This window comes from Streptomyces sp. NBC_01267, from assembly GCF_036241575.1.
GTDB lineage: Bacteria > Actinomycetota > Actinomycetes > Streptomycetales > Streptomycetaceae > Streptomyces.
On the sequence record NZ_CP108455.1, the window covers coordinates 6288706 to 6303017 of the forward strand.

At 70.1% G+C, this 14312-nt stretch carries 1 protein-coding gene (running past one end of the window); it reads left to right on the forward strand.

What is annotated here, in order from left to right; genetic code table 11:
* The first annotated feature begins 13 nt into the window (after positions 1-13).
* Positions 14-14312: the 5' portion of a type I polyketide synthase gene (locus tag OG709_RS28430; protein WP_329168072.1), read on the forward strand. The gene runs 10427 nt beyond the window's last position; the window shows 14299 of its 24726 coding nt (coding positions 1-14299); the start codon lies at positions 14-16; its stop codon lies beyond the right edge, outside the window.

Genomic DNA, 14312 nt, shown 5'->3' on the forward strand with positions numbered 1-14312 from the left:
AGACGGTCCGTAAGTGAACGAGGACAAGCTTCGCGACTACCTCAAGTGGACAACGGCCGACCTTCACGAGACGCGCCAGCGTCTTCGTGAGGTGGAGGACGCGGCCCGGGAACCCATCGCGATCGTGGCGATGAACTGCCGTTTCCCGGGCGGCGTCCGTTCCGCGGACGACCTGTGGGAGCTTGTCGACGGTGGCGTCGACGCCCTCGGTGCGGTACCGCTGGACCGCGGCTGGGACCTCACCGGACTGCCGGGCGTCGACGCATCGACCCGGGGCGGATTCGTTCACGACGTCGCCGACTTCGACGCCGGGCTCTTCGGTATCGCGCCCCGCGAGGCCCTGGCCATGGACCCCCAGCAGCGCCTGCTTCTGGAGTGCTCCTGGGAGGCGCTGGAGCACGCCGGAATCGCACCGCTGTCCCTGAAGGGCGACCGTGTCGGTGTCTTCGTGGGCGGCTCTCCGTCCGGATACGACACCCGTCTGTCGGCTGCCGACGGCGTCGACGGCTATGTGATGACCGGCAGTTCGGGCAGCGTCCTGTCCGGCCGGGTCTCGTACGCGCTGGGCCTTGAGGGCCCGGCGGTCACCGTGGACACCGCATGTTCCTCGTCCCTGGTGGCGCTGCACATGGCCGTACAGTCGCTGCGCTCCGGCGAGTGCTCTCTCGCCGTGGCCGGTGGTGTGACGGTGATGTCGACACCGGCGGCCTTCGTCGAATTCGCCCGGCAGGGCGGCCTGTCCACGGACGGCCGGTGCAAGGCGTTCTCGGACGATGCGGACGGTACGGGCTGGGGCGAGGGCGTGGGCGTTCTCGTACTGGAGCGGCTGTCCGACGCGCGGCGTCATGGCCGGCGGGTGCTGGCAGTCGTCAGAGGCTCGGCGGTCAACCAGGACGGTGCGTCCAACGGTCTGACGGCGCCGAACGGTCCCTCGCAGCAGCGAGTGATCCGCCAGGCCCTGTCTAGCGCCCGGCTGTCGGCCTCCGATGTGGATGTGGTGGAGGCGCACGGTACGGGTACGTCGTTGGGTGACCCGATCGAAGCGCAGGCGCTGCTCGCCACATACGGCCAGGACCGCCGGGACGGTGAGCCGTTGTGGCTGGGTTCGGTGAAGTCGAACATCGGTCACACCCAGGCTGCGGCGGGTGTGGCCGGGGTCATCAAGATGGTGCAGGCGATGCGCCACGGGGCCATGCCCAAGTCGCTGCATGTGGGTATGCCGTCGTCGCACGTGGACTGGTCGGCTGGCGCGGTGGAACTGCTCGCCGAGGGTCGGGCCTGGCCGGAGACGGACCGGCCGCGGCGGGCCGGTGTGTCCGCGTTCGGCGTCAGCGGCACCAACGCACACGTGATCATCGAAGAAGCACCTCCGATCGGGACACCCGACGACGAGGACGCGGCTGCCGACGCACCGGAGGCTGCTGTCCCCGGTGTCGCGTTGCCGGTGATCCCGTGGCTGGTCTCGGCGAAGACCGCCGCAGCTGTGCCCGCACAGGCGGCCCGGCTGGCCTCCGCGGTGCGGGGAGCTGCGGGCGTGGACGTGGGCCTGTCACTGGCGACGACCCGCTCGGGCCTTGAACACCGTGCCGTCGTACTCGGCACGAACACGGAAGAACTGCGCTCCGGACTCCGGGAACTGGCCGAGGGCACGGCATCGGCTGGGACCGGAATCTCAGGAACGGTACGTGAGGGACTGACCGGGTTCGTCTTCTCGGGTCAGGGTGGGCAGCGGGTCGGTATGGGGCGGGAGTTGGCTGAGGCGTTCCCGTTGTTCGGTGCTGTGTTGGGTGAGGTGTGTGGGCATTTCGACGTGCTGCTCGACCGTCCGCTGCGTGAGGTGATGTTCGGGGACGGGGTGGCGTTGGGGCGGACGGGTTGGGCGCAGCCTGCGCTGTTCGCTATCGAGGTGGCGTTGTTCCGGCTGGTGGAGTCGTGGGGTGTGCGGCCGGATTATGTGGTGGGTCATTCGGTGGGTGAGTTGGCTGCTGCGTATGTGGCGGGTGTGTTGTCTCTGGGGGATGCGTGTCGTTTGGTGGCGGCGCGTGCCGGGTTGATGGAGGCGTTGCCTGAGGGGGGTGTGATGTGGGCGGTGCGGGCGTCTGCGGAGGAGGTCACGCCGCTTCTGGTCGAGGGTGTGTCCATCGCTGCGGTGAACGCTCCTGGCCAGGTGGTTCTGTCGGGCGAGCGTACGGCTGTTGAGTCCGTCGCTGCGTCTCTGTCCGGCCGTGAGGGGCGCTGGTTGGAGGTGAGTCACGCGTTCCATTCGGTCCTGATGGATCCGATGTTGGAGGCGTTCGGGGATGTGGCCTCTGGCATGGAGATGCATCGCCCGCAGATCCCTGTGGTCTCGACGCTTACGGGTGAGTTGGTGGAGGAGTTCACGGGGCGGTATTGGGTGGATCAGGTGCGTGGGACGGTCAGGTTCGCGGATGCGGTGACCCGGCTTCAGGCCCTGGGTGTGTCCCGGTTCGTGGAGGTTGGTCCTGACGCGAGTCTGGTGGGCGCGGTCGGTGAGACCTGTGGTGATGACGTGCTTGCGGTGCCGCTGTTGCACCGTAAGCGTTCGGAGCCGCTGACTGCGGTGACGGGGTTGGCCCGGTTGTGGGCGGACGGTTGTCCGGTGGACTGGCAGGGGTTCTACGCGCCCACGGGTGCGGTCGCCGTCGATCTGCCGACGTATGTCTTCCAGCGTGAGCGTTACTGGCCGCGTGTGAAGCCCGCTGCCCTGGCGGAGCTTGGTGTGGGTGCCGACGCCGAGATATGGGAGGCGGTCGAGCGGGGTGATGCCGATCTGTTTGCCGCAGAGCTCGGGCTGGGGGCAGGGTCTTCGCTGAGCGAAGCGCTTCCGGCGCTTTCCGCGTGGCGTAAGCGTCGCCAGGAGCGTGCGGCGGTGGACCGGCTGAAGTACGAGGTCTCGTGGACTCCGGTGGGTGTGAGTTCCGATCGGGATGTTTCGGGTGAGTGGTTGTTGGTGGAGTTCGAGGGTGGTGGGGATCCTTGGCCGGGGTTGTTGGCTGGGGAGTTGGTGTCTCGTGGGGCGCGGGTGAGTCGGTTGGTGGTGGGTGTGGGTGATGTGGATCGTGGGGTGTTGGCGGGGTTGTTGGCTGGGTTTGCGGGTTGTGGGCGGGTGGTGTCGTTTTTGGGTCAGGGTGAGTCGGCGTATGCGGGTGACGCGGGTGATGCGGGTGACGTGGCTGGTTCGGCTGGTTCGGGTGATGTGAGTGGTTCGGGTGTGCCGGTGGGGTTGGTGGGGTCGGCGGTGTTGGTGCAGGCGTGGGGTGATGTGGGTGGGGTTGGTGGTGTGTGGGTGGTGACGTCGGGTGCGGTGGGTGTGGGTGGTGGTGATGTGGTGTTGCGTCCGGTGAGGGCGGGTGTGTGGGGTTTGGGTCGTGTGGTGGCGTTGGAGGAGCCGGGTTGTTGGGGTGGGTTGGTTGATGTTCCTGAGGTTGTGGATGGTGGTGTGGTTGGTGGTGGTGTGGTGGGGCGTTTGGTGGATGTGTTGGCGGGTGGTGTGGTGGGTGAGGGTGAGTTGGCGGTGCGTGGTGGTGGTGTGTTCGGTCGTCGTCTGGTTCCTGCGGTTCCGTCTGGTCCCTCGCCTGTGCCGGGGTTGGGGTCTGGTGGGTTTTCGGGGACGGTGTTGGTGACGGGTGGGACGGGTGTGTTGGGTGGTCGGGTGGCGCGTTGGGTGGTGGGTCGGGGTGCTGGTCGTGTGGTGTTGGTGAGTCGTGGTGGGTTGGGTGCTGTGGGTGCGGTGGGGTTGCGGGATGAGTTGGTGGGGTTGGGGGCTGTGGTGGATGTGGTGGCGTGTGATGTGGGTGTGTTGGGTGAGGTGGAGGGTTTGTTTGAGCGGTTTGATGTGTCGGCTGTGGTGCATGTGGCGGGTGTTTTGGATGATGGTGTGGTGGGTGGTTTGTCTGGTGGTGGGTTGGGTGGTGTGTGGGGTGGTAAGGCGGGTGGTGCGTGGAATTTGCATCGGGTGGTGGAGGGTCGGTCGTTGGATGCGTTTGTGTTGTTTTCGTCTGCGGCTGGTGTGTGGGGTGGTGTGGGTCAGGGTGGTTATGCGGCGGCGAATGCGGCGTTGGATGCGTTGGTGGAGTGGCGTTGTTCTCGGGGGTTGGTGGGTGCGTCGGTGGCGTGGGGTCCGTGGGCTGAGGGGGGTATGGCTGGTGGTGGTGTGTTGGAGCGTGCGGGTCGTGGTGGTGTGGTGGCGTTGGATCCTGGGGTGGCGTTGGGTGTGTTGGAGTCGGTGTCGGGTTGTGTGACGGTGGTGGATGTTGACTGGGGTCGGTTTGTTCCGGTGATGACGGCGGTGCGGGAGAACCGGTTCTGGGACGAGGTCGCACCATCACGCACCCTCCCCGCTATCGAGGCTGCTCCGGAGAAGGACGGGCTACGAGACCGCCTGGCCGGAGCGTCGGCCACCGCACGACGTTCTGCTGTACGGGATTTGGTGCGCAAGCAGTTGGCGGCGGTGCTGGGCTTCGCGGACGCCGGCGCAGTGGAGATCTCCACAGCCTTCCGCGACCTGGGCGTGGACTCGTTGATGGCCGTCGAGCTGCGCAACGGGCTGGCCATAATTTCCGGATTGAAGTTGGCGTCGACGGTGGTGTTCGACTATCCGTCGGTGGAGGCGCTGGCTGATTTCTTGATCGGCGAGTTGTTCGGGAGTGAGGGCGTCGCTTCGTCGGGTGTGCTGGTTCCGCCGGTGGTGGTGGCTGGTGTGGAGGATCCGGTCGTGGTGGTGGGGATGGGGTGCCGATTCCCTGGTGGGGTGGTTTCTCCGGAGGGTTTGTGGGGGTTGGTGTCGGGTGGGGTCGATGCCATGGGTGGTTTCCCGGTGGACCGGGGTTGGGAGGCTGGTGGGGACTTTGCGCCGGTGGGTGGTTTCGTGGAGGGTGCGGCGGACTTCGATGCTGGTCTGTTCGGGATTTCGCCGCGTGAGGCGTTGGCGATGGATCCGCAGCAGCGTCTTCTGCTCGAGGTGGCGTGGGAGTCCCTGGAGCGTGCGGGGATAGGCCCGATGTCCCTGCGCGGACGACCGGTTGGCGTGTTCGCGGGAACGAACGGCCAGGACTACCCGGCCCTGCTGGCCATGTCCGGTGAGGAGCCGGACGGATACGGGAGCACCGGGAGTTCGGGAAGTGTGCTCTCCGGCCGGGTGTCGTATGCGTTGGGCCTTGAGGGTCCTGCGGTGACGGTGGATACGGCGTGTTCGTCGTCTCTGGTGGCGATGCATCTGGCGGCGCAGTCGTTGCGTTCGGGGGAGTGTTCGCTGGCGTTGGCCGGTGGTGTGACGGTGATGTCGACGCCGGGCGCTTTCGTGGAGTTCGCCCGGCAGGGCGGCCTGGCCGGTGACGGACGGTGCAAGGCGTTCTCGGACGATGCGGACGGTACGGGCTGGGGTGAGGGTGCCGGCGTTCTCGTACTGGAGCGGTTGTCGGACGCGCGGCGCAACGGGCATCCCGTACTGGCTGTGCTGCGGGGCAGCGCGGTCAATCAGGACGGCGCGTCCAACGGTCTCACCGCGCCCAACGGCCCCTCCCAGCAGCGGGTGATCCGGCAGGCTCTGGCCGATGCCGGTCTGTCGGCGGCGGACGTGGACGCGGTGGAGGCGCACGGCACGGGTACCTCTCTGGGCGACCCGATCGAGGCGCAGGCGCTGCTCGCCACGTACGGCCAGGGCCGGCAGGACGGTGAGCCGTTGTGGCTGGGGTCGATCAAGTCGAACATCGGCCACACCCAAGCCGCCGCAGGCGTCGCCGGAGTCATCAAGATGGTTCTTGCGATGCAGCACGAGGTGTTGCCCAAGTCGCTCTACGCCGGTACGCCGTCGTCGCACGTGGACTGGTCGGCGGGTGCGGTGGAGCTGCTCGCCGACGAGCATGCCTGGCCGGGGACGGACCGGCCGCGCCGCGCGGGCGTCTCGGCGTTCGGCGTCAGTGGCACCAACGCGCACCTGATCATCGAGGAGCCGCCCGAGCTGCCCGCCGGACAGGGGGAGCCGGAAACAGCCCCCGTTCCCCTGCCCGTGATGCCGTGGCTCATATCGGCGAAGACCTCCGAGGGTGTCCGCGCGCAGGCGGCGCGGCTGTCCGTCGGCGTGGACGGCTCGTCCGGTCCGGACGTCGGTTTCTCGTTGGCGACGATGCGTACCGCGTTGGAGCATCGTGCGGTGGTGCTCGGTTCGGATGTGGCGGAGCTGCGTTCCGGGTTGAGTGGGTTGGCTGCTGGTGAGTCCTCGCCGGGTGTGGTGTCCGGAGTCGCGGGTTCTGGTCTCACCGGGTTTGTCTTCTCCGGGCAGGGCGGCCAACGAATGGGAATGGGCCGGGAGTTGGCCGATGCCTTCCCGGTCTTCGAGCAAGCGCTCGATGAGGTGTGCGGGCATTTCGATTCGCTGCTCGACCGTCCGTTGCGTGAGGTGATGTTCGAGGATGGGGAGGCGTTGGGGCGTACGGGTTGGGCGCAGCCCGCGCTGTTCGCCGTCGAGGTAGCTCTCTTCCGGCTGGCCGAGTCGTGGGGCCTGGTCCCGGATTACGTGCTGGGCCATTCGGTGGGCGAGTTGGCTGCCGCCCATGTGGCGGGCGTGCTGTCGCTGGAAGATGCGTGCCGTCTGGTGGCCGCGCGGGCCCAGCTGATGCAGGCCCTGCCGGAAGGCGGTGCGATGTGGGCCGTGCGGGCGTCCACGGAGGAGATCACGCCGCTCCTTGTCGACGGTGTGTCCATCGCGGCGGTGAACGCTCCCGGCCAGGTGGTGCTGTCCGGCGAGCGCGCGGCCGTCGAGTCCGTTGCCGCAGCTCTCCCCGGCCGGGACGGACGTTGGCTGGAGGTCAGCCACGCGTTCCATTCGGTCCTGATGGATCCGATGCTGAAGGCGTTCGGCGAAGCGGCCTCAGGAATCGCGACGGGCCGCCCGCAGATCCCGGTGGTGTCGACCCTGACGGGTGAGCCGGTGGAGGAGTTCACCGGCCAGTACTGGGTGGATCAGGTACGGGGCACGGTCAGGTTCGCGGATGCCGTGACCCGACTCCAGGCCCTGGGCGTGACCCGGTTCGTAGAGGTGGGTCCTGATGCGAGTCTCGTGGGCGCGACCGGTGAGACATGCGGGCACGGCGCGCTGACCGTGCCGTTGCTGCACCGCAAGCGTTCCGAGCCGGCTACTGCTGTCACGGCGCTCGCCCGGTTGTGGGCGGACGGCTGCACGGTCGACTGGCAGGCGTTCTACGCCCCGACCGGTGCCCGCCGCACCGAGCTCCCCACGTACGCCTTCCAACACCAGCGCTACTGGCCGCGATCCCGGCCGCAGGTGCCCACGCCCGACTCCGCTCTCAACCGGACCGATGCCCCCTTCTGGGATCTCGTCGCGCGAGGGGACCTCGGCACCTTCACCACCGCGCTCGACGTCGAGGCCGACGCCCCGCTGGGCGACGTGATGTCTGCGCTCGACGCCTGGCAGCGCCGCCGGGAACACGCTGCGAGCGTCGACGGGCTGACGTACCGGATCACCTGGACACCCACCGGACCCGTCAAGACCACGCACATCAGGGGTAGTTGGCTGATCGTCGAGCCGGACACGGCAGGGGATGCCGAGTCGGCCGAGGACCTGTGGCCCCAAGCACTCACCGACGCTCTGACCACCCGTGGCGTACAGGTGCACCGCCTCCGGCTGGGTGCCACCGATCTGGACCGGGACGTGCTGGCCGCGCGTCTCGCCGCGTTCGAGGACTGCGGCCGGGTGGTGTCCTTCCTCGGCCAGGACGACACGGATCACGCCGACCACCCCGGCCTGGCGCTGGGGCTCGTCGCGACAACCGTCCTGGTGCAGGCGCTGGGCGACACGAGCCCGGACTCCCGCATCTGGGCGGTGACCTCCGGCGCGGTCGGTACGGGCCCCGGCGACGTGCTGTCGCACCCCGGCCGCGCGGCCGTATGGGGACTGGGCCGGGTGGTCGCCCTCGAAGAGCCGGACCGCTGGGGTGGCCTGGTCGACGTACCGGCCCGTCCCGGGGACGGAGCAGTTGCCCGGCTGGTGGACGTACTGGCCGGTGGCGCCGGCAGTGAGGACCAACTGGCCCTCCGCGCAGGGGCGGTGCTCGGGCGCCGCCTGGTGGTCGCGCCCCAGGAGACCTCCGTACGGCCCCCGTGGAAACCGGCCGGAACGGTCCTGGTCACCGGTGGAACCGGCGCCCTGGGCGCCCGCGTGGCCCGCTGGGCAGTCGAGCGGGGCGCCGGGAGGGTGGCCCTGCTGAGCCGTCGGGGCATCGAGGCTCCTGACGCCGCCGAACTGCGCGACGAGCTGATGTCCCGGGGCGCCGAAGTCACCTTCGCCGTCTGCGACATCGCCGACCGGGCAAGCCTCGCGGACGCAGTGGCGCGGATCGAGTCCGGCGGGCACCGGATCAGTTCCGTCTTCCACACCGCCGGCCTGACCCAGTCCTCGCCGCTGCGTGAGTCCCACGTGGCCGAGCTGGCCGAGATGACCGGTGCGAAGGTCGCGGGCGCGGTGAACCTCGACGCGCTGCTCGAGGGCCGCGACCTCGACGCGTTCGTGCTGTACTCCTCCGTCGCCGCCACCTGGGGCAGTGGCGGCCAGAGCGGGTACGCGGCGGCCAACGCCTTCCTCGACGCTCTCGCGACCCGCCGGCACGCGCAGGGCTTGCCTGCCACGTCGATCGCCTGGGGGCCGTGGTCCGGCGGCGGGATGGCCGCACTGGAAGGCGCCGAGCAGGACCTGCGCCGCCGCGGCCTGCTGTCTCTCGTGCCGGAAGACGCGATGACCGGGCTGGAGCTGGCACTGACCGGCAGCGACCCGTGTGTGTCGGTCGCCGATGTGGAGTGGAGCCGGTTCCTGCCGACGTTCACCGTGCGGCGCCCCAGCGTGCTGCTCGGTGAGTTCGCCGCGCGGCACATCGAGTCGGCGGGACCCGCCGAGCCGGACAGCGACGACGCGGGGTCGGCGCTCTGCGCCCGGCTTCGTACGCTCGACGGCCGGGACCGCCGACGGTTGCTCCTCGAACTCGTACGAGGTGAGGCCGCATCGGCGCTCGGACACACCGGATCCGCCGCGATCGAGCCGGATCGCGCATTCCGTGACCTCGGATTCGACTCCCTCACCGCGGTCGAATTCCGCGACCGGTTGGTCGTGGCCACCGGGCTGCAGCTCGCCGCCACGCTGGTGTTCGACTACCCGACCGCTGCGGTGCTCACCGAGCACCTCGTCGACCAGGTACTCGGTACGGAACGGCTCCCCGCACTGCAGGAGCCCGGCCGGGCGGCCGTCGACGAACCGATCGCACTCGTCGCGATGGGGTGCCGATTCCCCGGCGGCGCCACGGACCCGGAGGCGCTGTGGCGACTGCTCGCCGGGCAGGCCGACGCCATCACACCGTTCCCGACCGACCGCGGCTGGGACCTCGACGGCCTCGACACCACCGGTACGCCGTCGCAGACCGGAACGTTCGCCCGCACGGGCGGCTTCCTCGCCGACGCCGCCGAGTTCGACGCCGCGCTCTTCGGGATCTCGCCGCGTGAGGCGCTGGCGATGGACCCGCAGCAGCGCCTGCTCCTCGAAGTCTCCTGGGAGGCCCTGGAACGCGCCGGGATCGCGCCGCTGTCCCTGAAGGGCGACCGGGTCGGCGTCTTCGTCGGCGCGGGCAGCTCCGGCTACCTGAGCAACGTGCACGACGTACCCGACGAGGTGGGCGGACACCTGATCACCGGGAACTCGGGCAGCGTCCTGTCGGGCCGGGTGTCGTACGCCCTGGGCTTCGAGGGCCCGGCCGTCACGGTGGACACCGCGTGTTCGTCGTCCCTGGTGGCGCTGCACCTCGCGGTGCAGTCGCTGCGGTCCGGCGAGTGCTCGCTCGCGCTGGCCGGGGGAGTCACGGTCATCGGCGCCCCCGACGCGTTCGTCGACTTCGCCCGGCAGGGCGGTCTGGCCGCCGACGGCCGGTGCAAGCCCTTCTCGGACGACGCGGACGGCACCGGATGGAGCGAGGGCATCGGCCTGCTCCTGGTGGAGCGGCTGTCGGACGCGCGGCGCAACGGGCATCCCGTACTGGCTGTGGTGCGGGGCAGTGCGGTCAATCAGGACGGTGCGTCCAACGGTCTCACCGCGCCCAACGGCCCCTCCCAGCAGCGGGTGATCCGGCAGGCCCTGGCTGATGCCGGTCTGTCGGCGTCGGACGTGGACGCGGTGGAGGCGCACGGCACGGGTACGTCGTTGGGTGACCCGATCGAGGCGCAGGCGTTGCTGGCCACCTACGGGCAGGAACGCCGGGACGGTGAGCCGCTGTGGCTGGGGTCGGTGAAGTCGAACATCGGTCACACCCAGGCCGCTGCCGGGGCCGCCGGGCTGATCAAGATGGTCCTGGCCATGCAGCACGAGGTGCTGCCGAAGTCGTTGCATGCGGGTGTGCCGTCGTCGCACGTGGACTGGTCGGCGGGTGCGGTGGAACTGCTTGCCGACGAGCGTGCCTGGCCGGGGACGGACCGGCCGCGCCGGGCGGGCGTCTCGGCGTTCGGCGTCAGTGGCACCAACGCACACGTGATCATCGAAGAGGCACCCGCAGCGGAGGCCGGACCGGAGGCCGCTGCCGCCACCGCGCACGGCCCGGAGGCGGCGCCGGTGACCTTGCCGGTGGTGCCGTGGATCGTGTCCGCGAGATCACCGGAGGGGGTGGCGGCGCAGGCGGACCGGCTGGCCTCCGGCCCCGCCGACCCGGCCGCCGGTGTGCGGCCGGAGGACGTGGGCCTCTCCCTCGCAACGACCCGTACCGCACTGGAACACCGGGCGGTGGTGCTCGGCTCCGGATCCGGATCAGGCTCCAGCTCCGATGCGGGCTCCGGCTCCGGCTCCAACGGCGACTCACACGCCGACGAACTGCGCGCGCAACTGCGGGCACTCGCGGCCGGTGAACCGTCGCCCGGTGTCGTGTCGGGTGTCGTGAGTGCCGGTCTCACCGGCTTCGTCTTCTCCGGTCAGGGTGGTCAACGCCTGGGCATGGGAGAGGAGTTGGCGCAGGCCTACCCGGTCTTCGGACACGCTCTGGACGAGGTGTGCGGGCATTTCGACGCGCTGCTCGACCGCTCGTTGCGTGAGGTGATGTACGAGGACGGGGACGCGCTGCGGCGGACGGGGTGGGCACAGCCCGCGCTCTTCGCCGTCGAGGTGGCGCTGTTCCGCCTGATGGAGTCCTGGGGTGTGCGCCCCGACCACCTGGTGGGCCATTCGGTGGGCGAGCTGGCCGCCGCCCACATCGCGGGGGTCATGTCCCTGGAGGACGCCTGCCGGCTGGTGGTCGCGCGGGCAAGCCTGATGCAGGCGTTGCCGGCGGGCGGTGCGATGTGGGCCGTACGGGCCACTGTCGACGAGGTCGCTCCGCTGCTGGTCGACGGTGCGTCGATCGCAGCCGTCAACGCCCCCGGCCAGGTGGTGGTCTCCGGTACGCGGACGGCCGTGGAGACGGTCGCCGCCACACTCTCCGACCGGCGGGGCCGATGGCTGGACGTCAGCCATGCCTTCCACTCGGCCCTGATGGACCCCATGCTCAAGGACTTCGGCATCGCCGCGGCAAGCGTCACCTACGCGCGGCCCCGCATCCCGATCGTCTCCACGCTCACGGGCGAGCCGGTCGAGGAGTTCACCGCGCGGTACTGGGTGGACCAGGTCCGTGGCACCGTCGCGTTCGGCGACGCCGTCACGCGGCTGAAGTCCCTCGGTGTCACCCGCTTCGTGGAACTCGGCCCGGACGCGAGCCTCGTCGGCGCCATCGGCGAGACCTGCGACGACGCGGTCCGCGCCACCTCGTTGCTGCGCCGCGACCGTTCCGAACCGGTGACCGCGGTCACCGCCCTGGCCCGGCTGTGGGCCGACGGCTGCCCCGTCGACTGGAGCCTCTTCTACGCCCCGGCCGGTGCGCGCGTCACCGACCTGCCGACCTACGCGTTCCAGCGCCGGCGCTACTGGCTGGAAGGAGCCAGCGGCCCGCTGCACGTGGGCGCCATCGGGGCCGACCCGCTGCAGCACCCGTTGCTGGGTGCCGTGGTGGAGCTGGCCGACGGTGGTGGCCATGTGTTCACCGGCAGGATCTCCACCCGCAGCCATCCCTGGCTCGCCGGACACCAGGTGGCAGGCGACACCGTCTTCCCCGGCACCGCATACGTGGAACTGGCCGTCCGCGCCGGAGACCAACTGGCCTGCGACCGGGTCGATGAACTGATCCTCGAAGCGCCGCTGGTCCTCTCGGCGGAGCGGGCGGTCCAGCTGCAGATCGTCGTCGACCCGGCGGACGAGAACGGAAACCGGTACTTCGGCATCAGCTCCCGCGGCGAGGGCGAACCGGCCTGGATCCGGCACGCGAGCGGTGTACTCGCCGCCGCGGCCGGAGCGGCCCACGACGCACTCACCGTCTGGCCCCCGGCCGGGGCCACCCCCGTGGACATCGACGGCTACTACCCGGCCCGCGCAGCGGCCGGATACGGATACGGCGAGATCTTCCAGGGACTGACCTCGGTGTGGCGCAAGGGCGCCGGACTCTTCGCCGAGGTCGCCCTGGGCGATGAATTCCGCAGCGAGGCCGACCGGTTCGGTCTGCACCCGGCCGCACTCGACGCCGCACTCCAGGCGTTGTCCTTCGACGAGGCGGCTGCCGGGGCCGCGCGGCTGCCGTTCTGCTGGAACGGGGTGACCCTGCACGCGACCGGTGCGGCCGTGCTCCGCGTCGCGCTGGCACCCGGTGAGGCGGTCGGCAGTTACTCCGTCACCGTCGCCGACACCTCGGGCGAGCTCGTACTCACCGCCGACTCACTGATCCTGCGCCCGTCCGCGGGGGACGCACTCACACCGGACACGGCAGCAACACCTCCATCGGAAGCGGCACGTACGGAGAATGAATCGGCAACACCCCTTGCCGAGGCCGTACTTACGCCGGAGGGAGGAGCAACACCCGCGGCGAGCCCAGCCCGTCCGGCGCGCGTACGGCGCAAGGCGGCGGCTGCGGTGTCCGGCGGAGGGAACGCGCTGCGCCGACAGCTCGCCGCACAGTCGGCGGACGAACAGCACAGCATGCTCCTGGAGATGATCGGCCGCCGCGCGGCCATGGTGCTCGACCAGCCCAGGACGCAGGCGATGAACGAGGACCTCGCCTTCCGCGACCTCGGCTTCACCTCGCTCACCGCGGTCGAACTGCGCCAGGCGCTCGAAGAGGAGACCGGCCTGCGGCTCGCAGCGACGCTCGTGTTCGACTACCCGACACCGCGCGCCCTGATCGCACATCTGCGGGCGGAACTGCTCGGCGAGTCCCCGGCGTCCGCCGCCCCGACCGCCCGGCTCGCCGGGGCTCTCGACGAACCGATCGCCATCATAGGCATGAGCTGCCGGTACCCGGGCGGGGTGCGGAGCGCGGACGAGCTGTGGCAGCTGGTCGCCGAGGGCACCGACGCGATCTCCGGATTCCCGACCGACCGCGGCTGGGACCTCGACGCGCTGTACGACCCGGACCCCGACAACCCCGGCACGTGCTACGTCCACGAGGGCGGATTCCTGCACGACGCGGGCCAGTTCGACGCGACCTTCTTCGGTATCAGCCCGCGTGAGGCCGTCGCCATGGACCCCCAGCAGCGGCTGCTCCTGGAGATCAGCTGGGAGGCGATGGAACAGGCCGGGCTCGACGCCCACACGATGCGCGGCAGCCGGACCGGCGTGTTCGCGGGCGTGACCTACCAGGACTACGGCGGCCTGCTCGCGGTCGCCAAGGACAACTTCGAGGGCTTCCTCGGCACCGGCAACTCGCCCAGCGTGCTGTCCGGCCGCGTCTCGTACACCTTCGGTCTCGAAGGCCCCGCGCTCACCATCGACACCGCCTGCTCCTCGTCGCTGGTCGCTCTGCACTCCGCGTGCCAGGCGCTGCGCGAGGGGGACTGCTCCATGGCGCTCGCCGGTGGTGTGACCGTCATGTCCACCCCGATCTCGCTGGTCGAGTTCAGCCGCCAGCGCGCGCTCGCCATGGACGGCCGCTCCAAGCCGTTCTCCTCGGACGCCGACGGAGCGAGCTGGGCCGAAGGCGCCGGAATGCTGCTCCTCGAACGCCTGTCGGACGCCCGGCGCAACGGGCACCGGGTGCTCGCTGTCGTACGGGGCAGCGCGACCAACCAGGACGGTGCGTCCAACGGTCTCACCGCGCCGAACGGTCCTGCCCAGCAGCGGGTGATCCGTCAGGCGCTCTCCAACGCGGGGCTGTCGGCTTCGGACGTGGACGTGGTGGAGGCGCACGGTACGGGTACCTCGCTGGGTGACCCGATCGAGGCGCAGGCCC